The sequence below is a fragment of the Pseudomonas sp. GM60 genome (assembly GCF_000282415.1).
Taxonomy (GTDB): domain Bacteria; phylum Pseudomonadota; class Gammaproteobacteria; order Pseudomonadales; family Pseudomonadaceae; genus Aquipseudomonas; species Aquipseudomonas migulae.
This window is the reverse complement of sequence record NZ_AKJI01000169.1, coordinates 1-26,859: the sequence shown is the minus strand read 5'-3', so window position 1 is coordinate 26,859 and position 26,859 is coordinate 1. Positions and strand designations below refer to the sequence as shown.

30 protein-coding genes are annotated in these 26,859 nt (G+C 60.4%); 10 read left to right on the top strand and 20 right to left on the bottom strand.

Annotation, left to right across the window (positions count from 1 at the left end; genetic code table 11):
- Position 1: 1 nt before the first annotated feature.
- The 3 genes from PMI32_RS00815 to plsB all read right to left on the bottom strand — a co-directional run bounded on the left by PMI32_RS00815 (position 2) and on the right by plsB (position 3,737).
- Complete coding sequence (locus PMI32_RS00815; protein ID WP_008035473.1) at positions 2-691, bottom strand: DUF4197 domain-containing protein; 690 nt, start codon at positions 689-691, stop codon at positions 2-4.
- A 26-nt stretch (positions 692-717) separates the two neighbouring features.
- Positions 718-1,116 (bottom strand): YbaY family lipoprotein, encoded by a 399-nt coding sequence (locus PMI32_RS00820; RefSeq protein ID WP_008035472.1) that lies wholly within the window; start codon positions 1,114-1,116, stop codon positions 718-720.
- Between the two features lie 119 nt (positions 1,117-1,235).
- Positions 1,236-3,737 carry a glycerol-3-phosphate 1-O-acyltransferase PlsB gene (plsB, locus tag PMI32_RS00825; protein ID WP_008035471.1) on the bottom strand — a complete coding sequence of 834 codons (2,502 nt, stop codon included), beginning with the start codon at positions 3,735-3,737 and terminating at the stop codon, positions 1,236-1,238.
- A gap of 235 nt (positions 3,738-3,972) precedes the next feature.
- Here plsB and PMI32_RS00830 point away from each other — a divergent pair, with 235 nt between their 5' ends.
- Entirely contained in the window at positions 3,973-4,182 is a 210-nt protein-coding gene (locus tag PMI32_RS00830) for a cold-shock protein (RefSeq protein ID WP_008035470.1), read from the top strand.
- A 146-nt stretch (positions 4,183-4,328) separates the two neighbouring features.
- Here the strand turns inward: PMI32_RS00830 and PMI32_RS00835 are convergent, their stop codons facing one another.
- The 4 genes from PMI32_RS00835 to PMI32_RS00850 form a co-directional block, all read right to left on the bottom strand.
- Complete coding sequence (locus PMI32_RS00835) at positions 4,329-4,706, bottom strand: hypothetical protein (protein ID WP_008035469.1); 378 nt, start codon at positions 4,704-4,706, stop codon at positions 4,329-4,331.
- A 75-nt stretch (positions 4,707-4,781) separates the two neighbouring features.
- Positions 4,782-5,594: a putative RNA methyltransferase gene (locus PMI32_RS00840; protein ID WP_008035467.1), complete on the bottom strand. Its 813-nt coding sequence runs from the start codon at positions 5,592-5,594 to the stop codon at positions 4,782-4,784.
- On the bottom strand, positions 5,594-6,745 hold the full coding sequence (dapE, locus tag PMI32_RS00845; RefSeq protein WP_008035465.1) for a succinyl-diaminopimelate desuccinylase: 1,152 nt from the start codon (positions 6,743-6,745) through the stop codon (positions 5,594-5,596). The genes PMI32_RS00840 and dapE overlap by 1 nt, the downstream gene beginning before the upstream one ends.
- Before the next feature lie 225 nt (positions 6,746-6,970).
- Positions 6,971-9,562 carry a glycosyltransferase gene (locus PMI32_RS00850; RefSeq protein WP_032829235.1) on the bottom strand — a complete coding sequence of 864 codons (2,592 nt, stop codon included), beginning with the start codon at positions 9,560-9,562 and terminating at the stop codon, positions 6,971-6,973.
- A 211-nt stretch (positions 9,563-9,773) separates the two neighbouring features.
- Here PMI32_RS00850 and tcdA point away from each other — a divergent pair, with 211 nt between their 5' ends.
- Positions 9,774-10,592, top strand: a complete 819-nt coding sequence (gene tcdA / locus PMI32_RS00855) for a tRNA cyclic N6-threonylcarbamoyladenosine(37) synthase TcdA (protein ID WP_008035463.1) — start codon at positions 9,774-9,776, stop codon at positions 10,590-10,592.
- A 92-nt stretch (positions 10,593-10,684) separates the two neighbouring features.
- Here the strand turns inward: tcdA and PMI32_RS00860 are convergent, their stop codons facing one another.
- The 13 genes from PMI32_RS00860 to PMI32_RS00915 all read right to left on the bottom strand — a co-directional run bounded on the left by PMI32_RS00860 (position 10,685) and on the right by PMI32_RS00915 (position 19,817).
- The gene (locus PMI32_RS00860; protein WP_008035462.1) at positions 10,685-11,089 is read right to left on the bottom strand and encodes a SufE family protein; all 405 of its coding nucleotides are present in this window, start codon (positions 11,087-11,089) and stop codon (positions 10,685-10,687) included.
- Complete coding sequence (locus PMI32_RS00865; protein ID WP_008035461.1) at positions 11,086-12,291, bottom strand: aminotransferase class V-fold PLP-dependent enzyme; 1,206 nt, start codon at positions 12,289-12,291, stop codon at positions 11,086-11,088. The genes PMI32_RS00860 and PMI32_RS00865 overlap by 4 nt, the downstream gene beginning before the upstream one ends.
- 155 nt (positions 12,292-12,446) lie before the next feature.
- Positions 12,447-13,481 carry a 2,3,4,5-tetrahydropyridine-2,6-dicarboxylate N-succinyltransferase gene (gene dapD, locus PMI32_RS00870; RefSeq protein WP_008035460.1) on the bottom strand — a complete coding sequence of 345 codons (1,035 nt, stop codon included), beginning with the start codon at positions 13,479-13,481 and terminating at the stop codon, positions 12,447-12,449.
- A gap of 33 nt (positions 13,482-13,514) precedes the next feature.
- Positions 13,515-13,877 (bottom strand): ArsC family reductase, encoded by a 363-nt coding sequence (locus PMI32_RS00875; RefSeq protein ID WP_008035459.1) that lies wholly within the window; start codon positions 13,875-13,877, stop codon positions 13,515-13,517.
- Positions 13,878-13,927: 50 nt separating this feature from the next.
- Positions 13,928-15,031, bottom strand: coding sequence for a phage integrase Arm DNA-binding domain-containing protein (locus tag PMI32_RS00880; protein ID WP_008035458.1), 1,104 nt, complete (start codon positions 15,029-15,031; stop codon positions 13,928-13,930).
- On the bottom strand, positions 15,012-15,254 hold the full coding sequence (locus PMI32_RS00885; protein WP_008035457.1) for an excisionase: 243 nt from the start codon (positions 15,252-15,254) through the stop codon (positions 15,012-15,014). The genes PMI32_RS00880 and PMI32_RS00885 overlap by 20 nt, the downstream gene beginning before the upstream one ends.
- A gap of 35 nt (positions 15,255-15,289) precedes the next feature.
- Positions 15,290-15,763 (bottom strand): hypothetical protein, encoded by a 474-nt coding sequence (locus PMI32_RS0129315; protein ID WP_008035456.1) that lies wholly within the window; start codon positions 15,761-15,763, stop codon positions 15,290-15,292.
- A gap of 48 nt (positions 15,764-15,811) precedes the next feature.
- Positions 15,812-16,225 (bottom strand): hypothetical protein, encoded by a 414-nt coding sequence (locus tag PMI32_RS00890; protein WP_008035455.1) that lies wholly within the window; start codon positions 16,223-16,225, stop codon positions 15,812-15,814.
- A 49-nt stretch (positions 16,226-16,274) separates the two neighbouring features.
- A complete protein-coding gene (locus PMI32_RS00895) occupies positions 16,275-16,592 on the bottom strand; it encodes a phiTE_015 family protein (RefSeq protein WP_008035454.1) in 318 nt (105 codons plus the stop codon).
- On the bottom strand, positions 16,589-17,026 hold the full coding sequence (locus PMI32_RS00900) for a hypothetical protein (RefSeq protein WP_008035453.1): 438 nt from the start codon (positions 17,024-17,026) through the stop codon (positions 16,589-16,591). Before PMI32_RS00900 ends, PMI32_RS00895 begins: the two co-directional genes overlap by 4 nt.
- Before the next feature lie 124 nt (positions 17,027-17,150).
- On the bottom strand, positions 17,151-17,567 hold the full coding sequence (locus PMI32_RS00905; RefSeq protein ID WP_008035452.1) for a hypothetical protein: 417 nt from the start codon (positions 17,565-17,567) through the stop codon (positions 17,151-17,153).
- A gap of 14 nt (positions 17,568-17,581) precedes the next feature.
- On the bottom strand, positions 17,582-18,139 hold the full coding sequence (locus PMI32_RS00910; protein WP_008035451.1) for a hypothetical protein: 558 nt from the start codon (positions 18,137-18,139) through the stop codon (positions 17,582-17,584).
- A gap of 49 nt (positions 18,140-18,188) precedes the next feature.
- Complete coding sequence (locus PMI32_RS00915) at positions 18,189-19,817, bottom strand: DNA cytosine methyltransferase (RefSeq protein ID WP_008035450.1); 1,629 nt, start codon at positions 19,815-19,817, stop codon at positions 18,189-18,191.
- Positions 19,818-19,968: 151 nt separating this feature from the next.
- Between PMI32_RS00915 and PMI32_RS00920 the strand changes: the two genes are divergently transcribed.
- The 8 genes from PMI32_RS00920 to gpJ form a co-directional block, all read left to right on the top strand.
- On the top strand, positions 19,969-20,223 hold the full coding sequence (locus tag PMI32_RS00920; RefSeq protein WP_008035449.1) for a phage tail assembly protein T: 255 nt from the start codon (positions 19,969-19,971) through the stop codon (positions 20,221-20,223).
- Positions 20,224-20,248: 25 nt separating this feature from the next.
- Positions 20,249-22,888, top strand: a complete 2,640-nt coding sequence (locus tag PMI32_RS29420) for a phage tail tape measure protein (protein WP_008035448.1) — start codon at positions 20,249-20,251, stop codon at positions 22,886-22,888.
- Between the two features lie 9 nt (positions 22,889-22,897).
- On the top strand, positions 22,898-23,227 hold the full coding sequence (locus PMI32_RS00925) for a phage tail protein (RefSeq protein ID WP_008035447.1): 330 nt from the start codon (positions 22,898-22,900) through the stop codon (positions 23,225-23,227).
- On the top strand, positions 23,224-23,916 hold the full coding sequence (locus PMI32_RS00930; protein ID WP_008035446.1) for a phage minor tail protein L: 693 nt from the start codon (positions 23,224-23,226) through the stop codon (positions 23,914-23,916). Before PMI32_RS00925 ends, PMI32_RS00930 begins: the two co-directional genes overlap by 4 nt.
- A 2-nt stretch (positions 23,917-23,918) precedes the next feature.
- Positions 23,919-24,626 (top strand): C40 family peptidase, encoded by a 708-nt coding sequence (locus PMI32_RS00935; protein ID WP_008035445.1) that lies wholly within the window; start codon positions 23,919-23,921, stop codon positions 24,624-24,626.
- Positions 24,627-24,684: 58 nt separating this feature from the next.
- Entirely contained in the window at positions 24,685-25,020 is a 336-nt protein-coding gene (locus PMI32_RS00940) for a hypothetical protein (RefSeq protein ID WP_008035443.1), read from the top strand.
- A gap of 55 nt (positions 25,021-25,075) precedes the next feature.
- Positions 25,076-25,699, top strand: a complete 624-nt coding sequence (locus PMI32_RS00945; RefSeq protein ID WP_008035442.1) for a tail assembly protein — start codon at positions 25,076-25,078, stop codon at positions 25,697-25,699.
- Positions 25,696-26,859, top strand: a 1,164-nt coding sequence (gpJ, locus tag PMI32_RS00950) for a TipJ family phage tail tip protein (protein ID WP_008035433.1), incomplete at its 3' end; no start/stop codon positions are given. The genes PMI32_RS00945 and gpJ, both read left to right, overlap by 4 nt.

Below are 26,859 nucleotides of genomic sequence, written 5' to 3'. Positions count from 1 at the left end.
CTTAGAGCGAACCAAACACCTTCTTCGCCAAACTGGTCGCCGCCGCCGCAGGGTTCTGGCGAATGGTTTCTTCCTGTTTGCCGATCATCTCGAACAAACCGTTCAGGGCCTGCTCGGTCACGTAGCTTTCGATGTTGGCGCTTTTCGCATCCACTACGCCCATGGTCGCGGCTTGTCCGGCGAACGAGTTGTACTGCTTGGCCAGGCCAACCTGGTCGGTGGCTTGTTTGACGATCGGCAGGAACTTGGCGCGGATCTGTTCGCGGCTGGTTTTGTTCAGGTATTGCGTGGCGGAGTCATTACCGCCGCTGAGAATGCCCTTGGCATCTTCGACCGTCATCTTCTTCACGGCATCCACGAGGATCGGCTGAGCCTGGACCACGGCCGTTTCCGCCGCTTTGTTCATGCTGGTTTCCAGCTGATCGACCTGATCGCCCATGCCGAACTGTTTCATTTTGCTGGCGACCTTGCCCAGTTTGCCCGGCAGTTCGATCTTCACGTCCGGGTTGTTACTGAAGCCGCCCGGTGTACCGAGTTGTTTCACGGCCAGTTGCGCGCCTTGGGTCAGGGCATCCTTGAGGCCGCCGGTAGCGTCCTTTTGCGACAAGTCACTGAGCGACAGCGCCATGGCACTGGCGGAAATCATCAAACCTGCACACAGGCCGGCAAAGCGAAGGGTAGGGCGGAACATGGCGGCTTCCTTGTTCAAAAAAAGAATTAACGGACGGCGTCGACGCGAATTTTCAATGGCTGTGGGTCGCTGCCATTCAGTTGCACGGCGTGATGTTCGGTGGTGATGAACATCAGCTGGCCATTCACTTCGATTCGCGCGCTGACGGAATAACGATGGCCGGGTTTGACCTGGGCTGGATCGTAACTCAGATGGAACGGCAGTGGCACCTGGCCTTTGACCGGGCCTTTCTGCTCGTCGAGCACCACGGCAGGAGCGTCGGCCAGCGATACGTCCTGCAAGCTGACGCTCAGGGTGGCAGTCGGCGGCAGGGCGATGCGTTGCAGGTAGAAGACTTCGCCATCGAGGCTGGTTTTGGCGCCGGGTTGCATGGACTGGCAGGCTCCGAGCAAAGCGGCGATGGCCAATAGAGAGAGTTTTTTCATCGAATATCTCCAATCTAATGTAGGAGTGAGACCGGCTTGCCGGCGATTGCGGTGTGTCAGTCAGCGATGAGGTGACTGAACCATTTTCGCGAGCAGGCTCGCTCCTACAGGGTTTTGCGTTAGTTCTCGGGCTGTGTGGCGACCAGATCCGCCGCATCTTCACTGCGATGCAACGCCACCTGACGGATCGACAAGCGGATCTCCGCCGACAACACCCGTTTCGCCGCACCTTCGGCCAGTTCGCCGAGCAGTTCGTGATAGCTCAGCTTGCCGGCCTCGTCGCGCTTGAGCACTTCGAGGTCGAGCATCGTCTGGATGAAGTGGCGGAACAGGCTCTTGTCGAAAAATTCCGGCGCGTTCAGTCCATGCAGGATCGACAGGCGCTGGGCCATGACCGTGCACAGGTCTTCCAGTTCTTCGGCGCTGATGCTGTTCTGGCCGCTGTTGAGCAGCAGCGAAACCGTCATGTAGAAGCGCTGCAAGGTCTGGGCGATGCTCTTCGACAGCAGCGTCAGCAACACGAAATGTCGCGAGCTTGGTGCCGGACGCAGGTAAACGTCGTTCTCGAAACGCAGCAGACCTTGCTCGACGAACGCTTCGAGCCATTGATCGATCACGGCATCCAGTTCGTCCAGCGACCAGCGAATGAACAGCTCCGATTGCAGGTACGGATACAGTGCGCGGGTGTAGCGCAGGATCTGCTCGCGGCTCATGCGCGACGCACTCTGGAAGAAACTCGCGAGCAACGCCGGCAACGCGAAAATGTGCAGCACGTTGTTGCGGTAGTAAGTCATCAGGACGGCGTTTTGCTCATCCAGATAGAGGATTTTGCCCAGCGCATCGCTTTGCTCGGACAGCAGGTCCATGTCCTTCACATGCTCGATCAGTGCACGGCCGTCACCTTCCGGCAGCGTAGTGTGCGGCGAGTACGGAACCTTGCGCAGCAGCGCCAGATACAGATCCAGCACCCGCGCCATGGCGCGATCGTCCAGTGCCAAACGACTGGTGGACAGCAATGCCAACGCCACGAGGTTGACCGGGTTGATCGCTGCCGCTTCGTTCAGGTGCTGCGCCACTTTCTCGCCGAGGCGGTTGGTGGTTTCGTTGAGCCAGGCCGGTTTGAACTGCGGGCCGAGTTCCTGTTGACGCCAGTCTGGCTGTTCGCTGTCGAGGAATTCCGCCAGTTTGATCGGCTCGCCGAAGTTCACCGCCACCTGGCCGAAACGCTGCTTCAGGGCGCCGATGACTTTGAAGATGTCGAAGATCGATTCTTTCTTCTTGCTCGCGCCACGCAGTTCGCCAAGGTAAGTCCGGCCTTCCAGCACGCGTTCATAACCGATGTACACCGGCACGAACACGATCGGCATGCGCGAGGAGCGCAGGAAGCTGCGCAAGGTGATCGCCAGCATCCCGGTTTTCGGTTGCAACATGCGCCCGGTGCGCGAGCGGCCGCCCTCGACGAAATACTCGACCGGAAAACCTTTGGTGAACAGGGTGTGCAGGTATTCGTTGAACACCGAGGTGTACAGCGGGTTGCCCTTGAAGGTACGGCGCATGAAGAACGCACCGCCGCGACGCAGCAGGCCACCGATCCCCGGCATGTTGAGGTTGATCCCGGCGGCGATGTGCGGCGGGGTCAGGCCGTTGCGAAACAGCAGATAGGACAGCAGCAGATAGTCGATGTGGCTGCGGTGGCACGGCACATAGATCACTTCGTAACCCGGTGCGACCTTCTGCACGCCTTCGATATTGTTGACCTTGATGCCGTCGTAGATCTTGTTCCAGAACCAGCTCAGCACCACTTCCATGAAGCGGATCGCGGTGTAGGTGTAGTCCGAGGCGATCTCGTTGCCGTAGCGCAGGGCCTGGGCCTTGGCTTTCTCCGGGGAGATATTCCCGCGTTCGGCTTCGTCGAGGATCGCTTGCTTGACCAGCGGCTGGTTGAGCAGGCCTTTGACCAAGTTGCGACGGTGGGAAATGTCCGGGCCGATCACCGCGGCTTTGAGGTTGCGGAAATGCACCCGCAGAATCCGTTGGGCCATGCGCACGGTGCGCTCGTGGCCCTTGTTGTGCTCGATCAGTTCACGCAGGTGGATCGGCGCGGAGAATTGCACGCGGGTCTTGCGCCCCAGCACGATGATGCTCAGCAAGCGGCGCAGGCGCCCGGTAACTGCCCAGCTATCGGCGAACAGCAGCTTCCATGGACTCGATTCGCTGTCCGGCGACTGGCCCCAGAACACGCTGACCGGAATGATCTGCGCGTCTTCGGCAGCGTTCTGGCTCAGGGCGCTGACCAGTCGGGTCAGGGTCGGTGGCGCGCCGCGTTTGTCCTGACGCCCGAGCCAGTCGGGCTCCGGTGTCAGGTAAAAGAACGCGGCGGGTTCCAGCAGATTGCCGACAGACACCGGCAGCACCGGGCGCGGCAGGCCCGCCTTGCTGCATTCGGTGTCGACCACGGCGAGGTCGGTCAGCGAAGGGTTTTGCAGGACGTAGAACACCGGACGGCTGCGGTCGAGGTTGAGGGTGAACGACGACTGATTGATCGTCTCCGAGCGAACCCAGAGATAGAGCAGTCGGCGCAGGGTGCCAAACACAAGACGGCGGAACGGGGAACGGGTCATACGGCTTCTGCATGAGTGGAATAAACCGAGCGTTTGCTCGGGCGGTCGATAGTGTGCCGGATTCACTGAAAATCGGCAAAAAAGCGGCAATCAAAGTGCTATTGAGAGATTAAATGTCTGACATATACTCGGCGCACTGTCGCCGTCACCCTCATGGGACCGGTATGCGCAGGCTGACGTTCCCGAGGCTTTCCTGCGAAAAGCCCGATCAATAATAAAAAGGGAGTATGAACAAATGGCAACACGCGAAACCGGCAACGTGAAGTGGTTCAACGACGCCAAGGGCTACGGCTTCATCCAGCGCGAGGACGGGGTGGACGTGTTTGTGCATTACCGCGCGATTCGCGGTGAGGGGCATCGTTCGCTGACTGAAGGCCAGCAGGTCGAGTACGGCGTTGTGACGGGGGAGAAGGGTTTGCAGGCTGAGGATGTGGTGGGGCTGTAAAACCACCCTCCAGATCACCCAAAACCCACTGTAGGAGCGAGCCTGCTCGCGAAGAACTCAAGGACACCGCGCTTTCCCGGAATTGGCGCGTTATCGTTGGCGACCATCGCGAGCAGGCTCGCTCCTACAGGGTTGGTTTACTGCTTTTAAGCAGTTTTCCAGGTGATCTCTTCTTCGCCATCGGCGCTGATGCGCATCCAGCGATCCGCTGTCTCTTCACCTTCTTCCTCGACCCAACTGCCCGGCGCACAACGTACTTCTACGTTCAGCGCGGCAAACGCGGCGCGGGCGCAGGCGATGTCGTCTTCCCACGGGGTCTGGTCGCTTTCCAGGTACAGGCTGTTCCATTTTCCTACCGCTTTCGGCAGCCAGGTCACTGGCACGTTGCCGGCCTTGCACTTGTAGGTCTGACCTTTCTGTACCCAATCGGTGCACGGGCCCAGAGCCGCGCCGAGCCAGGCGGATACGGCCTTGTGGTCGACGTCGGCGTCTTTCAGGTAAATCTCGATATCGGGTTGGCGCATGGATGTCCTCACTGCGGGTCTGAAAAATCCATTCGCGGATTTAGCCGGCCTCAAGCTGCTGCTCAAGACCAAAAATTAAGATTGAAGAACAAAGTAATCGTAGCGCATCGAAACAGTGACCTCGAACGGCTCGGTCTGCTCGATGACCGCCGCCCGGCGTTCGGCACTGGCGCGCCAGCCGTGAGGCGTCATGGCCAACAGGTTGGCGCGATCCTGACCACTTGCAAGCGTCAGCTTGAATTCCAGGGTTTCACTGTGTTGCAGCGCCATGCCGTCCGGCACCAAGGCCAGATGCTTGTCGTCGGTGTACTCACGCACTTCGTCGTACAGCCGCTCGCGCAATTCCATCAGGTGGCCGCTGGTCGGCCCGACTTTCATCAAGCCGCCGCCGGGGCTGAGCAGGCGCTTGGCTTCTTCCCAGTCCAGCGGGCTGAAGACGCTGGCGAGAAACTGACAACTGCCGGACGCCAACGGCACCCGCGCCATGCTGGCGATCAACCAGGTCAGCTGCGGGTTGCGTTTGCAGGCGCGTTTGACCGCTTCCCGGGAGATGTCCAGCGCGTAACCGTCAGCGTTCGGCAAGGCTTCGGCAATTTGCGCGGTGTAGTAACCCTCGCCACAACCGATGTCGAGCCAGCGCTGCGGCGCGTATTGCGCTGCCAGCTCAGCGAGACGCCTGGCCACCGGCGCGTAATGGCCGGCGTTCAGGAAGTCGCGCCGGGCTTCGACCATCGCCAGGTTATCCCCAGGGTCGCGGCTGTTCTTGTGCTGCACCGGCAACAGGTTTAGGTAACCCTGGCGCGCGCGGTCGAAACGATGCCCGGCGGGGCAGGCCACGCCGTTGTCCACCGCGTTCAGCGGTTCGCTGCAGATCGGGCAGGCGAGCATCAGGCGAGCAACTTGATCAGGGTCTGGTAGTAGATTTCGGTCAGCACGTCGAGGTCGGCGGCCAGCACGCGCTCGTTGACCTGGTGGATCGTCGCGTTGACCGGGCCCAGTTCAACCACCTGTGTACCCATGGTCGCGATAAAGCGGCCATCGGAGGTGCCACCGCTGGTGGAGGCTTTGGTTTCGCGACCGGTGATGTCCTTGATGCTCGACGCGACGGCGTCCAGCAACGCGCCCGGTTCGGTGAGGAATGGCAGACCGGACAGCGCCCAGTCGATGTGCCAGTCCAGGCCATGCTTGTCGAGGATATCGGCGACGCGTTTCTGCAGGCCTTCGACGGTGGATTCGGTGGAGAAGCGGAAGTTGAACACCGCCACCAGATCACCGGGGATCACGTTGGTCGCGCCAGTGCCGGAATTCACGTTGGAAATCTGGAAACTGGTCGGCGGGAAGAAATCGTTGCCGTGGTCCCAATGCTCGGCGGCCAGTTCGGCCAGCGCCGGGGCGGCGAGGTGGATCGGGTTCTTGGCGAGGTGCGGATAAGCGACGTGACCTTGCACACCGCGTACGGTCAGCTTGGCGCCGAGGGAACCGCGACGGCCATTCTTGACCACGTCACCGACCAGCGTGGTACTCGACGGTTCGCCGACGATGCACCAGTCCAGACGCTCCTTGCGCGCCGCCAGACGTTCAACCACCGCCTTGGTGCCGTGGTGCGCCGGGCCTTCTTCATCGCTGGTGATCAGAAACGCGACTTTGCCCTTGTGATCCGGGTAGTCGGCGACGAAGCGCTCGGCGGCCACGGTCATGGACGCCAGGCTGCCTTTCATGTCCGCTGCGCCACGACCGCAGAGCATGCCGTGTTCGTCGATCAGCGCGTTAAACGGGTCGATCTGCCAGGCGGTCACCGGGCCGGTCGGGACCACGTCGGTGTGGCCGGCGAAACACAGCACCGGGCCGTCGTGCTTGCCGTGGGTGGCCCAGAAGTTATCCACATCTTCGATGCGCATTGGCTCAAGCATAAAACCGGCATCGCCCAGGCGCTGCATCATCTGCTTCTGGCAATCGGCGTCGACCGGCGTCACGGACGGACGGCGGATCAGGTCGATGGCGAGTTGAAGGGTCGGCGAAAGGTCGGCGTGGGCCGTCATGGAAAACTCCGGAAACTGTAAAAATGTAGGAGCGAGCTTGCTCGCGATGGACGTTAACGATTACGCGTGAAATCTGGATGACCGCGTTGCCCTTGCGTTTTTCGCGAGCAAGCTCGCTCCTACAGGTATTTGGGTCAGGCCATTGGGGCCAAGGGCCTGCAAAATGGCGGTTATCTTAAAGCAAAACGGCGGCCATTGGCCGCCGTTTAGTGCATCTGCAAAGATTTAGACTGCCGGTGCCGTTTCGGCCTCGACGGCCGGTTTGGGCAGCGAGGACAGGAACGCCATGATCAGCGCCGCCAGGTACGGCAGCGACTGCACCAGCAACATGATCACCCAGAAGCGCATGTCGTTGCTCGGCAGCCCGTTCACCAGGAAGATCCCCAGCGCCGCGCCCCACAACAGCAGCATGATGAACATCTCTTCACGCGCTTCCGAAATCGCCACCCAGAAGCCGTGGTTGTCGGCGTTTTTCGGCGTGCGGAAGAACGGAATGCTGCTGGTGAAGAAGCCGTACAGCACCGCTTTGGCGATGGTGTGCGACAACGCCAGCCCGGCCAGCGCCGCGCAGAACGCATCCTTGAGGTTCACGCCAACGGCGCGACGGTAGAGGAAGATGATCTTGCCGACCTTGAACACGAACAGCGCCAATGGCGGGATCGCGAAAATCAGCAACGGCGGATCGACCCGCTGCGGCACGATGATCATCGCCGCCGACCACAACAGTGCGCCCACGGTGAAGAAGATGTTCATGCCATCCGCCACCCACGGCAACCAGCCCGCGAGGAAGTGGTAACGCTGGCCACGGGTCAGCTCGGTGTCCTTGCCGCGCAGCAGACTGGCGGTGTGACGCTTGATGATCTGAATCGCACCGTAGGCCCAGCGGAAACGCTGTTTCTTGAAGTCGATAAAGGTATCGGGCATCAGGCCTTTGCCGTAGCTGGTGTGGTAATACGCCGCCGACAAGCCTTTCTCGAACACGCGCAGGCCCAACTCGGCGTCTTCGCAGATGCACCAGTCGGCCCAGCCGAGTTCCTCGAGCACCGAGCGCCGGGTCATGGTCATGGTGCCGTGCTGGATGATCGCGTCGCGGTCGTTACGGGTGACCATGCCGATGTGGAAGAAGCCTTTGTATTCCGCGTAGCAGAGCTTCTTGAAGGTGCTTTCGTTCTGGTCGCGATAATCCTGCGGCGACTGCACCACAGCGATTTTCGGATCGGCGAAGTGCGGCACCATGTGCTTGAGCCAGTTCGGGTCGACGCAGTAGTCAGAGTCGATCACCGCAATCACTTCGGCATCTTTGGCGGTGTGCGGAATCAGGTAGTTCAGCGCGCCGCCCTTGAAGCCGGCGAGCGGTGCGACGTGGAAGAACTTGAAGCGCGGGCCGAGGGTTGCGCAGTAATCGCGCACCGGCTCCCAGACGGCCGGGTCCTTGGTGTTGTTGTCGATGATCAGGACTTCGAAGTCCGGATAGTCGAGGTTGGCCAAGGCGTTGAGGGTCTGTTTGACCATCTCCGGCGGCTCGTTGTAGCACGGCACGTGAATCGACACTTTCGGCCTGTAGTCCGAATCGCCCACCACCGGCAGGAATTCACGCCGGCGTTTGTGGGTCCAGACTGCTTCGGCCAGTTCATGCGCCTCGGTCAGCAGTACGATAAAGACCCCGAGTGCGCCGAGTGCGAGGAGAAATCCTACGGTCAGGCTGAACCAGGTGCTGTATTGCTGGCTGTAGTCGTAGCCGATCCACACCAGCACCGAACCGCACAAGAAGGCGATAAAAGTCAGGAAGGTGCGGCCACGTTGACGCAGGGCCGAGCCGTCAATCATCAGCAAGGTCAGGGACAGCAGGGCCAACACCGCCGAGCCGATGGCCAGCACGCGCCATTGCGGGATCGCGACGACCGGGCCTTCGAAGTTGAATTTCTGCTGGCGCGCAGCGTTGAACACGCCCCAATACGCGCCCACCGAACCTTCGTCACTGGCCTTCCACGGCTGGTCGAACGCTTCGATCACGAAGTAGTTGAAACCCTGGCGGTTAAGCTTGTTCACCAGCGTGCGCAGGTAGATCGCCTGATCTGCCGGGCTCGCATCGGTGCCGCCACGCATGCGGCCGTTGCTCGGCCAGCCAACCTCCGAGAGCAGCAGCGGTTTTTTCGGGAACATCTTTTTCAGGTCGCGAGCGCGGTCGAGGACGAACTGGCCGGCCTTGTCCACCGGGATGTATTCCCAATAAGGCAGGACGTGCGCGGCAATCAGGTCGACGTGCTTGGCCAGTTCCGGGTGTTCTTCCCAGACGTGCCATTGCTCGGACGTGGTGACCGGCACTTTCACGGCAGCGCGAACGCGATCAAGGAGCACGCTCAGTTCGGCAGCGGTAATTTCCTTACGGAAGATGGCCTCGTTGCCTACGACCACACGAACCACGCTGCGTGAGGAGTTGGCGATTTCGATGGCCCGGGTGATTTCCCGCTCGTTGCGTTCCAGGTCCGGGCTGATCCAGATCCCCAAGGTAACCCGCAGGCCGAATTCCTCTGCCAGTTTGGGAATGTCTCCCAGGGTGCCATCGACCGAGTAGGTACGGATGTTGTCCGTCAGCTTACTCATGATCTCCAGATCGCGACGCATTTGATCGTCGGTCGGGTACTGCTCTTTCTGCGGATACTGGCCTTGCTGGAACGGCGAGTACGAGAAACCGGAGATCTGTTCAGGCCAGTTGGGGGCGGTGACCGGGCGATTGATCAGCGCCCAGAAGCCGGTAAACAAGGCTGCGATGGCGAGCACCACGACCAGGTTGAGTCCAAATTTACGCGATGACATAGCTATTTCGGGTTCCAAAGGCTGTGGAACGAAGGAACGGTTGGCGATCGCCAAGGGGCGCGCATCCTACACCGGCAGTTCACTGAACGTACATCGGACAGGGAATTGCACGACATTGGGCAATCGGCTTTCACATAAGTTCTTACACTTGTCGCTTGTAGCTTAGATCTTTTGGCGTGTGGCCCTATAATGCGCGCCGGTTTTTGGGGTAATGGTCATGAGTACAGAAGATCCGCGGTTTGCAGGCATCGCCCGTTTGTATGGCATCGAAGGGCTAGAGCGTCTGCGCGCGGCGCACGTGGCGATTGTTGGCGTCGGTGGCGTCGGCTCCTGGGCTGCGGAAGCGGTGGCGCGGTGTGGCGTGGGCGAGATTTCGCTGTTCGACCTCGACGACGTCTGCGTCAGCAATGCCAACCGTCAGTTGCATGCGCTGGACAGCACCGTCGGCAAGTCCAAGGTCGAGGTGATGGCCGAGCGCCTGCGCGGGATCAACCCGGATTGCACGGTGCATGCGGTGGCGGATTTCGTCACCCGCGACACCATGGCCGAATACATCACGCCGAACATCGACTGTGTGATCGACTGCATCGACAGCGTCAACGCCAAGGCTGCGCTGATCGCCTGGTGCAAACGCCGCAAGATCCAGATCATCACCACCGGCGGGGCGGGCGGGCAGATCGACCCGACGTTGATCCAGGTCTGCGACCTGAACCGCACATTCAACGACCCGTTGGCCTCGAAAGTGCGCTCGACCCTGCGCCGCGATTACAACTTCTCCCGCACCGTGACCCGCCATTACAGCGTGCCGTGCGTGTTCTCCACCGAGCAGCTGCGTTATCCGAAGCCGGACGGCAGCATTTGCCTGCAGAAGAGTTTTGTCGGGGATGGCGTGAAGCTGGACTGCGCGGGCGGGTTTGGTGCGGTGATGATGGTGACCGCGACGTTCGGCATGGTCGCGGCGACCAAGGCTGTGGATAAGATTGTGGCGGGTGTGCGGCGCCCGGCGGACAAAATCAAACCAGAGGCATGAAACACAACTTTGTAGGAGCCGGCTTGCTGGCGATCCAGGCAATGCGGTTTTCCTGACACACCGCGGCGCCTGGATCGCCAGCAAGCCGGCTCCTACAGGGCGAGTTCTCGCATTCGCTGGAGCACGGCGTTGAGGCCGTTGCTGCGCGAAGGGGAGAGCTGTCGCGACAGTCCCAGCTGGTTGAACCAGTCCGGCAAATCCACCTGTTGCAATTCGGCAGCCGACAACCCGTTAACCCGCGCCAGCAACAACGCCACTAACCCGCGGATCAACCGCGCATCGCTGCTCGCGGCAAACTGCCAGTGACCGTCCTGCAACGATCCCACCAGCCACATCTGACTTTCACAGCCATGCACGCGGTTGGCGTCGACTTTATCCACATCGCTCAACGCCGGCAGCCGGTCGCCCCATTGCATCAGCAGTCGCGCGCGTTGCTCCCAGCCTGCGGCGGCCTGAAAAGTTTCGAGCGCCATTTCGGCATCAGCGGGGAGGTTCATCGCAACAACTCCAGCGCTTGATCCAGCGCATCAAAGAACCGTTGCAGGTCCTCGGAATCGTTGTAAAGCGCCAACGACACCCGAATCGCCCCGGCCAGTTCAAAGCTTTTCAGCAGCGGCATCGCGCAATGATGACCGGCGCGCACCGCGATCCCCTGTTCTGTCAGCAAGTGCGCCAGATCAGAGTTATGCACACCCTCGACGACAAAACTCGCCAGGGCCAGTTGCGGTTTGCCCAGCAAGCGAATGCCGTCGCGCGCCTCAAGACCTTTCAACAAATAGTCATGCAGCGCGGCTTCATGGGCCGAAACCGCGTCCTGATCGAGGCCGGCGAGGTAATCCAGCGTCGCCCCGAGACCAATCACGCTGGAGATCGGCGGCGTTCCAGCCTCGAAACCGAGCGGAGCAGGACGAAAGCGCGCGTGCTGGTAATCCGCATCCAGCACCATTTCGCCGCCGAACTGCCAATGGCGCAGTTGCTTGAGCGCCTCATGACGGCCGAACAACACCCCCAGGCCATCGGGGCCATAGAGCTTGTGGCTGGAAAAAACATAAAAGTCGCAACCCAGCGCCTGCACATCGTGCCGTCCATGGACCACGCCTTGGGCGCCATCGACCACGGTCAACGCGTTGTGTGCCTTGGCCATCGCCAGCAGCGCGGGCAATGGCTGCCAGGCGCCGAGCACATTGGACAGCTGACTGACCGCCAGCAAGCGGGTTCGCGGGCCGATCAACGCGGCGGCGGCATCCAGGTCGATCAAGCCGTCGGCGTCCAGCGGCAGGATCACCAGTTTCAGATCGCGACGGTGAGCCAGTTGCTGCCATGGCAGCAGGTTGGCGTGGTGCTCCAGGGCGCTGATGACAATTTCATCGCCCGGATTGAACAGGTGTTCCAGGCCATAGGCCAGGAGGTTCAGCGCAGAGGTCGCGCCGTGGGTGAAGATGATCTGCCCGCAATCACCGGCATTCAGCCATTGCGCGACTTTATTGCGGCTGTCCTCGAACGCCTGGGTGGCATGCGCGCCGGGCAAGTGTTGCGCCCGATGCACGTTGGCTGCGCCATTGGCGTAGTAATGCGCCAGGGCATCCAGAAGGGCTTGAGGTTTTTGCGTGGTGGCGGCGTTGTCCAGATAGGTCTGGTCCTGCCGTTGCAGGGCGGCGATGGCCGGAAAATCGGCGCGCCAGGGAGAGAGAATCATCATGGTGTTCGCCTGTTCGCCTGTACGCCTGACCTATGTAGGAGCGAGCTTGCTCGCGATGATCGAGCGGACGACACGGGCTGTCTGATGCCGCGCGTTATCGTTGACGTCCATCGCGAGCAGGCTCGCTCCTACACAGGTGCGGGTGGTCGTGTGGCTTAGTTGTGAGCGTGCAGCGCTTCGTTCAATTCGATCGCCGATTTGTGGGTTTTGCATTCCACGGCACCGGTTTCCGAATTGCGGCGGAACAGCAGGTCCGGCTGACCGGCCAGTTCACGAGCCTTCACGACTTTGACCAGTTTGTTGTTTTCGTCCAGTAGCGCCACTTTGGTGCCAGCGGTCACGTACAGGCCCGACTCAACGGTGTTGCGGTCACCCAACGGGATACCGATACCGGCGTTGGCGCCGATCAGGCAGCCTTCGCCAACCTTGATCACGATGTTACCGCCGCCCGACAGGGTGCCCATGGTCGAGCAACCGCCGCCCAGGTCCGAACCCTTGCCGACGAACACGCCAGCGGAAACGCGGCCTTCGATCATGCCCGGGCCTTCGGTACCGGCGTTGAAGTTGACGAAACCTTCGTGCATCACGGTGGTGCCTTCGCCGACGTAAGCGCCCAGACGAATACGGGCGGCATCAGCGATACGCACGCCGGCCGGCACGACGTAGTCGGTCATTTTCGGGAATTTGTCGACCGAGAACACTTCCAGCAGCTCGCCGCGCAGACGGGCTTCCAGTTGGTGTTCGGCCAGTTCGGCGAGATCGATCGCGCCCTGGCTGGTCCATGCGACGTTCGGCAACAGCGGGAACACGCCGGCCAGGTTCAGGCCGTGCGGCTTGACCAGGCGATGGGACAGCAGGTGCAGCTTGAGGTAAGCCTCAGGCGTGGAAGTCAGCGGCGCATCTTCGGCCAGAATGGTGGCGACCAGCGGCTTGTGGCTTTCGGCCAGACGGGTCAGCAGGGCGACCTGGGCTGCGTCGACACCTTTCAGTGCTTCAGCCAGTTGCGAAGCCTGGGCGGTGCTGAACGCGATGGCCTGATTGCCTTCGGTGTAACCCAGAACCGGCGCGATGGCCGCGACCAGATCGGCCGACGGGTTGAGCAGCGGCTGAGCGTAAAACACTTCGAGCCATGCGCCCTGACGATTTTGAGTGCCGACACCAAAGGCCAGGCTGAATACGGAAGTGGACATGTAAATACCTCTAACAAAATTGAACGGGCTGGCTTACTTGAGCGCTGCCGCGTAGATATCTGGCTTGAAGCCAATCAGGGTTCGGTCACCGAGATCGAGCACCGGGCGCTTGATCATCGAGGGTTGTGCGAGCATCAGTTCGATGGCTTTCGACTGGTCGAGATCGGCTTTGCGTTCGTCGTCGAGCTTGCGAAAGGTCGTGCCTGCACGGTTCAACACCACTTGCCAGCCGTGCTCGTCGCACCATTGGCTCAGGTGTTCACGGTCGATTCCGACCGTTTTGTAATCATGAAAGTCATAGCCGACAGCGTGTTCATCGAGCCAGGTGCGCGCCTTTTTCATGGTGTCGCAGGCTTTGATGCCGTAAAGCTCTAAGTGCTTGATTTCATTGGGCATAAATTCTTCCCCAAAACTTCCCCAATATCGCCCTAAAATTCAGCCACCGATTATGCCACGTCGATCCACTCAGCGCCTCGACTGTCGCGGTACAGATCGGTCATGGTGGCCGAGCGGTGACCGAGCAGTTTCTGGGCGTCCCGACCTTCAGCCTCATGCAGCCGTGCGGCCAGGGATCGTTGTTCGTGAAAGGACGGTGGCTGCCGGCCGAAAGTTATCCCCAGCTTCGCGCCTGCCTTGTCGCGAGCTTCCGCAAACGCAGAGCTCAAGGTGTCCAGCACCACCGGCTGGCCAGCCTTAGCCCGCCCCGGGGCCTGGGCATGATGCACCAGGTGTTGTGACAGAACGCGATCGCGGCACTGCTTGATCACTTGATTGAGGTCCAGACCGACAGACTCCAAGCGAATCTCGGTACTGATCCGAAGACGGGCACCGGTCTTTGATTGCACAACGTGCAGGAAACCGTCGTGAACATCCTTGAACAGCATCGATGCGATGTCGTCGCGGCGCTGACCGGTCAGTACCGCCAGTTCCATCGCTCGGCGCAGCCACGGCTTCTCGGCTTCTTCGTATATTGCCTTCCACAGTTCCAGCGTCAGTCGTTCGCGCTTGATATTCACCCGCGCTGCCTTCGTCACTTCGACCGGGTTGGCGCCGACCCATCCCCTGGCCATGGCCTCGACGAACACGTCTCGCAACAGCGAGCGCATCGCCCGGGCCATCTGCGCCTTTCCTTCTTTGGCCATGCCTGTCAGGTAATCGGCCACATCCATCGTTGTGATGTCCTTGATTCCCTTCGAACCGAATACCGCATCAAGGCGGTTGATCCGCATGCCCACGTTTTTGTTGCTGCTGGCGGAGAGCTTGCGCTCGGCAAACAGCTCACGGTATTCCACCAGCCAATCCGAGAACAGCTTGCCCGGCGCTGGCGCCGGGGTGCTGATGCGTTCCGTTAGGGTTGGCTTGAGTGCGTCGGCATGGTTGGCGGTGACGGCCTCGCGAATGGCCGCCTCCTTGTCCTTGCCCAGACCAAACACGCGGCCACTGATCGGGTCTCGGTAGGTGTAGTAGGTGACGCCGTTGCGGGCGTCGGTCTTGCGGTAGAGATTGGGCGGAAGATCCTTTGACCCGGTGTTACGCGGCCTGGGCGCCATTGCGTGCTCTCTCTATTCTGCTGATCAGGCTGCCGCCGACAATCCGGACGGGCTGCTGGCCAGGTTCTTGGTAGTGGGCGTCAGACTCTACATAGTAGTTGCGCCCGTGCTTGACCGGTACCGGTGCGATCCGGCCTTCTCGCGCCCATTTACGCAAGGTGTTGGGACTGGGTGGCGTCTTGAACTCGGCCGCTGCCCATTCGTCCAGGGTAACTTTGCTCATGAATGCTCCATGCCGCGTGTTGCAGCAGAAGGTGGTTATTGGGTGGTTTTGGCGATGGCTGCTCGGATGGTCTTCAGGTACTGGCCATCGACGCCCACATACCCCATGCCACCGAACTCTTTGTCGCAGCGCTTGAGGACGCCCGTCAGTACCTCGACGAGCTCTTCGCAGAGTGCGCGCTCTTCCCGGCCAATCTCCCAAAAGCGCGTTCCCCAGTGGCCGGGCGGTGGCGGGTTGGAGTTCTGCGCGCCAAGAGCCAAGGCACCAACAGCAGAATCAAGCAGGTCGCGCTTGTAGGCGTTGTCGCCGTCGATGCTCAAACCTTGGCGCCGCAGCGCATCGAGCGCGTTGTTCAGATTCGCCTCCGGCGATGGCAGCACCAGGTCAAAATCGGCTTTGCCTGGCCGGCAAGCGACGAGAAACATTTCACAGTCGAGCGGCAGGTGCTGTGCGATATCTGAGATCGACTCAACCGCTGCTTCCCGCAGATGGTGTTTTTGATCGGCCATACGAATTCCTCGCCCGCCGTTCACCGGCAGGCTGGTAGGTGGATTGGGTTAGGGCTTTGCGACAGGCTGTGCTGGCGACGCCTGCCACTCGATGACATCAGCGCCGAAGTCCTTGCTTGTGAAGTCGATGGCCCCGAACGACCAGTGATAGGCGAATGGTCCGACACGCTCGCAGCCAGCCAGCACGCTGCCGCAGGACAGGCGAATATCGATTCGATCCAATCCTGGGTCTTCCTCGGGATCTGGTGGGCACCAGTTCCCGGCGAGCTGGCGGACCTGCTCGACAACATCATCAACCTCAAAGCCGCCACGGTTGCCCACGATGCTGCTGATTTGGCGAATGCCACAGACCCAGCGATCTTTGCGCACCAGGGCGCCGTCATCGCGGAATTCGTACTCCTCGACCTTGGCGTGCCGAAATTCGGGCTTTCGGAAGTCGAGTTCAGTTACTTCTCGGGTCATCGCCGCGGCCCCTTGTAGATGTGCCAGAGCATGTAGAGCGGGGCGAAGATCATGGGGTCACCTTCAGGCCGGCGGCTTCGATGGCCTTTGCGCAGGCATTCCGCATACGTTGGGCTGCGTGATAGGCGTCCATGTGGCTGTCATCGATTGCGCACTCAGGCTCTTCCGGCTCGGCTGGTGCTGGCGGCATATCCACCACTACAACAGCGCGGGACTCATTCCAGAAGTGCCAGTAGGCATCGACCGAGCCGTCGGAATAGCCGTCACCAGACCGGCCCAGGCACTCCACGCGTATCTCGACCTCGAGGAACCCGCTTTCTTTCATGCGGGCAATGACAGCAGCTTCGAACTGTTCGCGCAGGATCATGACGTCACCTGCGGGCCGAGATCAGCCAGCGCGAACACAATGCCGCGGCAGTAGTGATCCTCACCATCCAGCACATCGAAGGTCGAGTGGGGAATATCGGTTGAATAAGTCCAGGAGTAGCCGTCCTCCTTGCACCAGAGTGCCTCGATCTTTCTGGCCATAGGCTTGCGCTTGAAGTACTCCCGAAGCTCGTCGTCATCCTCGATGTTCTCCCGCTCGGGCAGCAGGCCTTCGGCATCGATCAGCGCGGTACCGCCGTCGTAACAGCCGAACTCGTCGCGGATGGCGCCTTCGAGCTCCATCAGGTCATCGCTGGCGCCGAAGACGATTACCAGTCCGGCGGCCTTGGCGGCCTCGATCTGGTCCTTGGTGATGCTTCGATCCGCCGGGTACTGAATGCCGTCCAGCAGGGCGGCCAGGTATTCTTTGAGCATGACTTCGTCCTTGCCGCTATAGCGGCTGACTTTGAAGGGGGAGGGAGTTACAGCATTTCGGAGATATTGATTCTGACCGGCAGGGCGAAGTAACTATCGAACTGCTCTTCTGAGCTCCCGTCGATCATGGCTCGTCGTACTCCATTGGAGGCATGCGCTCGATGCCGATGATTGCAGCGGCGGCTTTAAGCTTGCCTCGGACAATCCCCAGGGCATAGGCCCGATCCTGAAAGTCGGACGCCTGGTCGACGAGGTCTTCATATTCACCGGCGATGAACTGTCGGTGGTCTTCGATCAGCAATTGACCGTCTTCCGGGTGCTGCTGGGTCAGCTCATCAATCCGCTGATCCGCTGCGTTCAGGCGCAGTTGCAGGGCATCACGCTCGGCAACCACCCGGTCGAAGGTTTCGCCCAGCACGTACTGCACCGGCCGGTGGCCGCATTCGCAATCAGGCCAAGGGTTATCCTCTGCCCAGGTCCTGCCGTCACCGGTCTCAGCCTCACAGGCAGGGCCGAGGTAAATCACTTTTGGCTCGCTCACTTTGAAGGACCTCTTCAATTGTCCGTACCCGTGTAGGTACGCCAAGGGACCTTGATGCCGTTGACCAGAAAACCCCAGGTGCCTTGGTATGGGCCGCTGATGAATAGGGTGAAGGCGCCGCCCTCGGCAACGGAGTCGATCCGGTGGTACTCGCCATAGCTCAGTGACGCTGTGTCGCCCGGGCACCGGTCGATGTACTCGGTTGCTTGGGCGGATGCTGGAACGTTCAGACCTGACAAGACAGGGTCTTCGTGATCGAGCAGGCGCTGCTCCGTGTAGCCGCCGCGCAGGATGATCGTGCGAGCGTTCCACGGGTGGTCATGCAGGTCGCGGTCATTGTCTGGCCGCTTGATGTGGTGGATCCGCACAGACCATGGGCACCACCAGAGCCTGGATCGGTGACTATCGCGGTCGTAGGGGTTGAACAGCCACCAGCGGCCCATGTACATCTCGGCGCCGTCGGCGGACATGATGTGCAGGTACGGGGTTCGCTGGGCGCGGGTGATTAGCCAGTTGGCGATGGCCGGGTGTGCAAGCAGCTTGGCGACCAGGCGCCAGAAGATGTCGGGCATTGGGCGTCCTTTGCCGGGGCATGCCCGGGCGGTGGAGTGTTGCGAGAGGTCACGCCGCGAGGCGCTGGTATAGCTCGATGATGTCGGCGGCGTTGGCGCTGACCAGTGTTTCGGCCTCATCCGGACAAACGCTGTTGCCGATCAGCCGGACCTGGTCCGTTTTGTTGATGTCGCGCCACTCTTCGGCTCCGGTGACTGGATCGACGAACAGGCCACGATCGATGATGTAGTCCTTGTCGAAGCCCTGGGCTGCCTTCAACTCAGGCGGCTGCAACATGCGCAGAGTGATGTCCACCAGCACATAGCCGCCGACCATGACCAGGTCCGCCGGGTCTTTGAAGTGCTCCGGCAGATGTTCGTGCATGAATGCGGCACAGCGGCGGGCGCCTTCCAGCTGCTCCGGCGTCAGTGTGTCAGGAACCTGCACCACCTCGACCAGTGCAACGCGATCCTTCGTCGGCAGGGTGTGCATCGGCTCGGTGAGCGATATGCCGTCCTTCTCGTTGCCGTAGTACTTCACCAGGTAGGCGTTCACCAGTCGCTGATTGGCGCCGGATTGGCAGATAGTCGAGATCGGGTCGTAGGCCGAACGGCCGTCGCCTTTGTAATACCCGCCATTCGCCTGTTCGAAGAACGCAGCGACGACACCGTGTCGCGCTGCACCGGCCAGCACGGTCTGTGTTGGCTCGTCCGGCGAGCTGCCGACGGCGTTCTGCCCAAAGGCCGTCATATGTGCGGCAACCATCGCGAAGTGGCCGCCTTTGACCTGTGCGACCTGCGTGCGCAGTGGCTCTTGCGCGTCGAAGTTGCGTTGAGATGAGCCGTTGGCGCACTCGGTGAGGAACGGCGCTGCCACCGGCTGCACCAATGCGTGATGCGTGCCGCCCGCGCTGATGGTCGAAAGCGCTTCGTCCACACCGTGGGTGCTGGTGTGTGATTCCGACGTGCCCCTCATCGGGACAATGAACGGCTTCGCGCTGGTTAACACATGGCGCCAGCAGCCTTTGGCCACGCGGCGCATGGTGTTCTCTGCCATTGGCTTGTCGCGGAAGATGGTGCGACCCAGGTTGCTCCAGTCGATGCACTCCGCGGCGGTGCGCCAGGGCAGTTGCTTTGCGGTAGGATTTTTGTGGCGCTTCGGCGCTGGCCAGACGATAGGCTTGCCATCGCTGCGGGCTACCAAATACAACCGCTTGCGGATGGTAGGGGCGCTGGCGTTGGCAGCGATACGTTCACGCCATTCGACGTTGTAGCCCAAGCCCCGCACCAGAGCTTCCGCCGGAACGAACTCGCCTATCGACTCCAGAATCTCCGGCATGTCAGGGTGATCTGCAGGGAGCCCGGTGCTGAGCGCTGCAATGAACGACTTGAAGGTGCGCCCGCGCTCGGCCTTGATTGGCTGGCCTTCCTCATCGATCGGCCCCCAGTCGCAGAACTCTTCGACGTTCTCCAGGAACATCAGGCGCGGCCGGGTGGCGTGCGCCCAGCGAACCACAGCCCAGGCCAGCCCGCGAACCCCGCGGTCACGCGGTGCGCCGCCCTTGGCCTTACTGTGGTGGCGGCAGTCGGGCGAGGCCCAGAGGATTCCGACCGGTTGGCCGCCGGTGGCGTGTACCGGGTCCACCTCAAACACGTCGGCGACATAGTGCGCGGTCTGAGGGTGGTTGGCTCGGTGCACAGCCAGGGCGATCGGGTTGTGGTTACGAGGACGCCTATCGGCTTGATCCAGGTCTTGGTTGGGCGATTCTCGGCGCGGTCCATGAGGTGAACAACACCGGGGCGGACCGCGCAAAAAACTGACGGCCGCCGATGAGTTTTGGCACGAGCTGGTGCTGAACGGAGTCGGCGGGCGAACGGTGGCGGAGGCCAAGTCCAGAATCAGTTACGCCGAGGCGATGGCATGGGTGGCTTACCGCAATCGGCATGGCTCGTTCAATCTGGCCACCCGTGCAGAACAGATGGGCGCGATCGTCGCGCTGCAAGTGCATCGCATGGGCGGTGGCAAAGCGGAGTTGATCGACTTCATGCCGCATCAAGAAAAAACAGGCGTCTCGCTCGAAACGGCAATGGCCGAATGGGTTTGACCCGGCTCTCAATAGGAAGTAATCCATGGCTACCCGCTCGCTTGGGACTCTGACGCTGGACTTGATCGCCCGCATCGGCGGCTTCGAGCAGGGCATGGACAAGGCAGGCCGTGTCACTGAAAAGCGCATGAAGGAAATGCAGGCCCGCGCGGAAGAGGCCGGCAAAAAGATCGGTGGTGCATTGGCCAGCGTTGTGACTGCGACTCTGGGCGTTGGCACCGCCTCGCTGGTGATGTTGAAGAACACCGCCGCGGCGACCACTGAGACGGATCGCTGGGCAAAGTCGCTGGGTATCGGCACGACGGTTTTGCAGCAGTGGCAGTACGCAGCAGAGCGCGCAGGGCTGGCCGGCGACAAGATGGCCGATATATTCAAAGATATCGGCGACAAGATCGGTGACGCGGTAATTACCGGCGGCGGCGAGGCAATCGAAGGACTGAAAAAGCTTGGGCTCTCGGCAGAAAGTCTGGCGGCAATGTCTCCGGACAAGCAGCTGCTGGCGATCGCTGACGGCCTCAAGTCCGTGGCAACCCAGTCCGAAAAGATCAACATCCTCGAAAGCTTTGGTAACGACCTTTCGCGCATGCTCCCGCTACTCGACAACGGTGGCGAGAGCCTGCGCAAATATCTCGCGCAAGCAAAAGACTTCGGCATTGCGATGGATCCGCAGCAGATTGCCAACCTGGTGCGGGCGAACGAGATCATTCAGGACCTGCAAGCCCAGGCAGAGGGGCTGCGCAACGAGTTTGTTTCGGGCCTCGCCAATGTCGATATGAGCCCGCTCCAAAACTCGCTCGACGGGTTGCGTGACATCGTTAAAGACCCTGGCTTTCAGCAGGGGATGGCTGATCTCGCGGCACTGGTCGTTAAGTTGACCGGCGCTGCGGCGACCGGGCTGGCGCAGTTGCCGAACGATCTTCGGGCAATGATGGCGGACCTTGAGCAGGTCACGTCGTTTTTCTCAGGTGACAAGAAGAAGCAGCACCTGGCTGGCGTCGCGAGCGAGGAAAGCACCAACCGGTCGCTGGATGCTTACAACAAAGCTGACGGTGGTCTGAACAAATTCGCGGCCAACCCAACGCTTTTTGTTGGTGACATGTTCGGCCAGGACCTTCAAGCGGCGAAGAAAGCGTCTGATGAGCGCCTGGCCAGCTACAAGGCCTACACAGAGTTGCGTGGTTGGGGCGATAAAAAACTCGTCGAGGGAAACAAGCAGGTCGAGCAGCAGGAACAGAAAGTTGCTGCCGCTCGCGCCGGTGGCACCGCTGCTACTCAGAAGTTGCTGGATTCATATGACCGCCTGAACAAGCTTCAGGAGGATCGGGCCGCACTGGCTAAGGCCATGACCACGGATCCTGATAACGCTGATCGTTACGCGCGCGCAATCGCTGCGATCGACAAACAGGTTGCCCAGTTGAATGGCACCACCAAGTCTGCGACGGAGGCTCAGAACAAGCTCAAGGAGCAACTGAAACAAGCCGCAACGGCATTTGATCAGTTGCGCCAGACCTATGATCCCGTCAGCGCTGCTGCTGATGAATTCCGGAAGCAAACGACCCAAGTCGATCTCCTGCTCAAGAATGGAAAAATCACACAGCAGGAATACGGCCAGGCCACCGCATGGCTCGCCAGCCAATTCAACGAGGCGGTTAACTCGGCGAACGGGCTCTCGCAAGCTATCCAGTATCAAGCTGATCTTGAGCGACAGCTAAATAACCAGCGTGAGCAATACGATGCTCAAGCCGCTTCGGTAGGTATGGGCAGCAAGGACTCAGCTCGCTATCAGGAACGCCTTGAGCTGGAGCGGCAGACCAATGACAAGGTGCTTGCCCTTCGTACTGAGTTGGCGACCGCTACTACGGACCAGCAGCGCAAAGCCCTTCAGGATCAGATAGACCTCACCAACGAGTATCTTCCGAAGCAGGTTTCTGCAATGGAGGAAGGTTGGGCACAGATGGACTCCGCCCAAGCCGATTGGGCAAACGGAGCGCGTGGCGCCTGGCAGGACTATCTCGATAGCGCCAAGGACGTAGCGGGGCAGACTCGCAGTCTATTCGATAATGCGTTCAGCTCTATGGAGGATGCGATCGTCAATTTCGCCATGACAGGGAAATTGTCGTTTGCCGATTTCGCCAAATCCGTACTTGCCGATATGGCGCGGATTGCGGTGCGGCAGGCGAGCTCCTCGGCCTTGAGCGGGCTGTTCGGTCTGGCAGCCAGCGCGGCGGGCTCGTACTTTGGTGGAGGCTCAACTGCAGGATCTGCGCAAAGTGACTACACCGGCTCGGCGTACCAGAACTGGTCTGCTGCGCAAGCCAAAGGCGGCGCCTGGTCCGGCGGCGTGCAAATGTTCGCCAACGGCGGCGCCTTCTCCAATGGCGTAGTCAGCAAGCCGACTGCTTTTGGAATGTCCGGCGGACAGACTGGTGTGATGGGGGAGGCTGGGCCCGAAGCAATCATGCCACTTACACGGACGGCAGATGGCGCGCTCGGAGTTAGAGCTCTCGGTGGCAATTCAAGCCAAATCAATATCAGTGTCACCGTTGATGCCAGCGAAGGCGGAGGTTCCGCACCTGATCCGGCTCGCCTGGCTGAAGCCATAAAAGTAGTCTGCCGTCAGGAAATCGCCAACGCTCGTCGTAACGGTGGGCAACTAAGTGGATGAGGAGTAATCATGCTGGAGTTCACTTGGCTGGCCAGCTATGACGCCACCAAAACCGTCACCCCTAACGTCAAGGTTATAAAATTCGGTGATAACTACGAGCAGCGACAAGGCTCGGGCATCAATCGCCAGCCACGAAAGTTCGATCTGGTGTTCACGCGAAAAACAGAAGAAATCGATGCCATTGAGAGTTTCATATCCGCCCGTGGCGCTGTTGAAGCATTCAAGTACACGCACCCCGGCCAACCAGCCGGGGTTTTTGTTTGTCGTGAATGGAAACGGACAGACACTTCTTTCGCTGTGCATGGGTTTACGGTGACATTTGAGGAGGTGTACGAGTGAGCGAACTTCAAGGTCAGCTATCGCTTGCGAGGGGCCTGTCGATCTGGGAAGGATTCGATCTGATCCTTCCGGACCAGACATTTCACTTTCACGCAGGCACCAACGAGATATTGGGGTCGGTAATTTGGCAGGGAGTTACCTATACGCCATGGCCGCTCCAGGCACTAGAATTTAGCACTCCAAGTCAGGGCTCTCCGGCCCGGCCAAAGCTTCAGGTTGGTAACTTCGGCGGCACGATCTCCGCGCTGTGCCGGCAGTATGAAGACCTGTTGTGGGCAAAGCTCAAACGGCGTCGCACGCTGGTCAAGTATCTGGATGCTGTGAACTTTGTAGGCGGCAACCCGACGGCCAACCCTGCCGAGGAATATCCGGTTGAGACATGGTTCATTACCCGCAAGGTCAACGAGACGCCGGCCGTAATTGAATTCGATCTTGGCTCGCCGCTCGATCTGCAGGGCGTCAAGTTGCCGCGCCGCCAGGTGGTGGCTGGCACTTGCCTCTGGGCCTATCGCTCTGGTGAGTGCGGTTACGCCGGCCCGCCGGTGGCGGACTATGCCAACAACCCAACCAGTGATCCGGCCAAAGACCAATGCAGCCGCACCATGACGGGCTGCAAATTGCGATTTGGTCAATATACCGAGCTTCCCTTCGGGGGCTTCCCGGGTATTTCCCGCGTTCCGAGACTCTGACCATGACCGAACTGCTCAATAAATGCCGGGCTGACGCCGAGGCGCACGCACTGGCCGAGTATCCGCGTGAGGCTGTCGGTCTTGTCATCAACGCCCTCGGTAAGCCTCGATACATCCCGTGCCGCAATCAGTCGGAAGAGCTGGATCACTTCATCCTGCACCCTGAAGACTATGCGGCCGCTGAAGACTCGGGCGACATCATCGCTGTCGTGCACTCTCACCCTGATGCCGGGCCAGAGCCCAGCCTGCATGATATCGCCAGTCACGCAGTCAGCCGTATGGCGTGGTGGATTGTCGGCCTGAAAGACGGTCTGGCGACCTGGCACGAAATGCCGGCCGACGGCGAGATGCCGCTCGAAGGTCGCGTGTTCGTCCACGGCGCGATCGACTGCTACACGTTGATCCGCGATTACTACCGACAGGAGCGCGGCATCGAACTGTTGGACTTCTACCGCCAGGATGACTGGTGGCACAACGGCGGGAATCTCTACGTCGAGAACTTCGCCAAGGCCGGCTTTGTCGAAACCAGCACTCCGCGCAATGGCGATGTGGTGATTATGGCCATTGGCAGCCCGACGCCATGCCACGGCGCGATTTGGCTGGACGGCGATATCCTGCTTCATCACCTCTATGGACGCCTGAGCTGTCGCGAGGTGTACGGCGCAGCATTCCGAGAGCGCACGACGCACTTCCTCACCTACAAAGGGTAGGGCCTGTATTTGTGCGCAACTTCACTGTTAGAGTCGCCAAAACAAATGGAGGCTCGATATGCGGAAGGTTATTGCTGCACTGTTCATGATGGCGCTCGTCGGCTGTACCACGGCCGGTCTCCAAGAAGATGCTCCTGCCTACTCCGGAGTGTCCAGCAAGACCCCGCAGAATCTGGCGCGATGCTTGTCACCGAAGTGGCAGGAATTCAATTCGTCCACCAGCTCCATCGAAACCGAAACAGGCTACAAGATCGCTGCATCGGCCGCATTCACTGGGATCGTCGCGCTAGCGGTCATTGACGAAAACAGCACCGGATCATCTGTTCGCGTATTCCTCCCCATGGACTGGGCGGGAACCCAAGGATGGAAGGATGCTGCCAAAACCTGTATCTAACCCATAGAAAACAAGAAGCCGCCTCCGGGCGGTTTTTTGTTGCCCGGAGAAAAGTATGCCTGCTGACACCAACAAGACCATGACCCTGATTTTGCTGTCCGGCAGCTTGGCCAAGGCCTTTGGTCGTCAGCACTATCGCCAGCTTGAGACCGGGACGGTTGTCGAGGCATTCAGCGCACTGAAGCACACACTCGTCGGGTTTGAGGATTTCATTCGTGACTCGGCCCGGCGAGGCCTGCGCTTCGCCATCTTCCGTAACCGCGAAAACGTCGGCGAGGGCGAATTCACCCTGAGCGGTACGACGGAGATTCGTATCGTGCCTGTCATTTCCGGCAGCAAGAACGGCGGATTATTCCAAGTTGTGCTCGGCGCCGTGATGATCGTTGCAGGCTTTATCGTTGCCGGCGGTAGCTTAGGGACTGCCGCGCCTGTAGGTACCGCGATGGTCATGATGGGCGTCTCCATGGTCCTCGGTGGCGTGGTTCAAATGCTCACGCCAGTTCCCAAAGCGCCAGGGCAGCAAGAGCAGGGCATTACCGAAAACAAGCCCTCGTATTTGTTCAACGGCGCATTCAACTCAACACAACAAGGCTTGCCGGTTCCGGTTGTTTACGGGCAAATGCTGGTCGGCTCAAGCGTTGTGGCAATCGGCACCTGGGCAGAGGCGATTCCCGCATGAGCGAAGTCATTGTTGGTCGCAAAGGTGGGGGCGGGAAGGGTGGCGGCGGGAGTGGTTCTTCGCGCGCAGCCGTCGAGGCGCCCGACAGCCTTCGCTCTCGTCAGCATGTGCGCGTACTGCACGCGATCAGTGAAGGAGAAATCGAAGGGATCGTCGGCGGCGATCAGGGCATCTTCTTCGACGACGTCCCGCTTCAGAACTCGGACACCAGTTACAACTTCAGCAACGTCAGCATCGACACGCGCCTCGGCACCCAATGGCAGGCGTACATGCCGATCACCGGGCTTGAGGCTGAGCAGTCGGTTGGCGTAGAGATGAAGTATGCCGTCTCCATTGAGCGCGCAATCACCGATCCAGACGCTGACGCAGTTCGGATCACGCTCAGCACCCCGCAACTCTCTGAACAAAACACTTCGAACGGCGACACCAACGGTTCTCAATTCTGGTTTCGACTGGAGGGCAAGCTCGGCACCGGCGGCTGGATTCCACTGTGCAATGATCAGGCGGTTGGCGGCAAGACCATGAGCCGCACGCAGTTCTCCTATTACCTGCGTCTGCCGGCATCTGGCGGACTGCCGCGTTACGTTCGGGCTACCAGGCTGACGGCCGACTCGGGCAGCGCCGCGATCCAAAACCGGTCCTTCTTCGACAGCATGACGCTGATTTGGGATGAGAAGCTGCGCTACCCGAATACCGCCATGCTGGGGCTCTCGATTGACGCCCAGCAGTTCGCCAGCATTCCGCGTATGGCGTTCCTGATCAAAGGCATCAAGGTTCTTATTCCGAGCAACTACAACCCGCTGACCCGGGCTTATACCGGTTCGTGGAATGGATCGTTTGTCAGGGCCTGGACCGACAACCCGGCGTGGATCTGGTACGACATGCTGACCAACTCCCGGTACGGGCTGGGCGGTCTGTTGGACTCGACGCTGATCGAGAAGTACGCGCTCTACAGCATCGCCCAGTATTGCGATGTGCTGGTGCCGGACGGATACGGCGCCATGGAGCCGCGCTTTACCTGCAACCTGGCACTGACCACTCAGGCCGACGCCTGGAAGCTGGTCAACGACATGGTGTCGGTGTTCCGTGCCATCTGCTTCTGGGCTGGCGGTTCGCTCGCGGCCGTGCAGGACGCACCGCGCAGTGGCAGCCGCTACCCG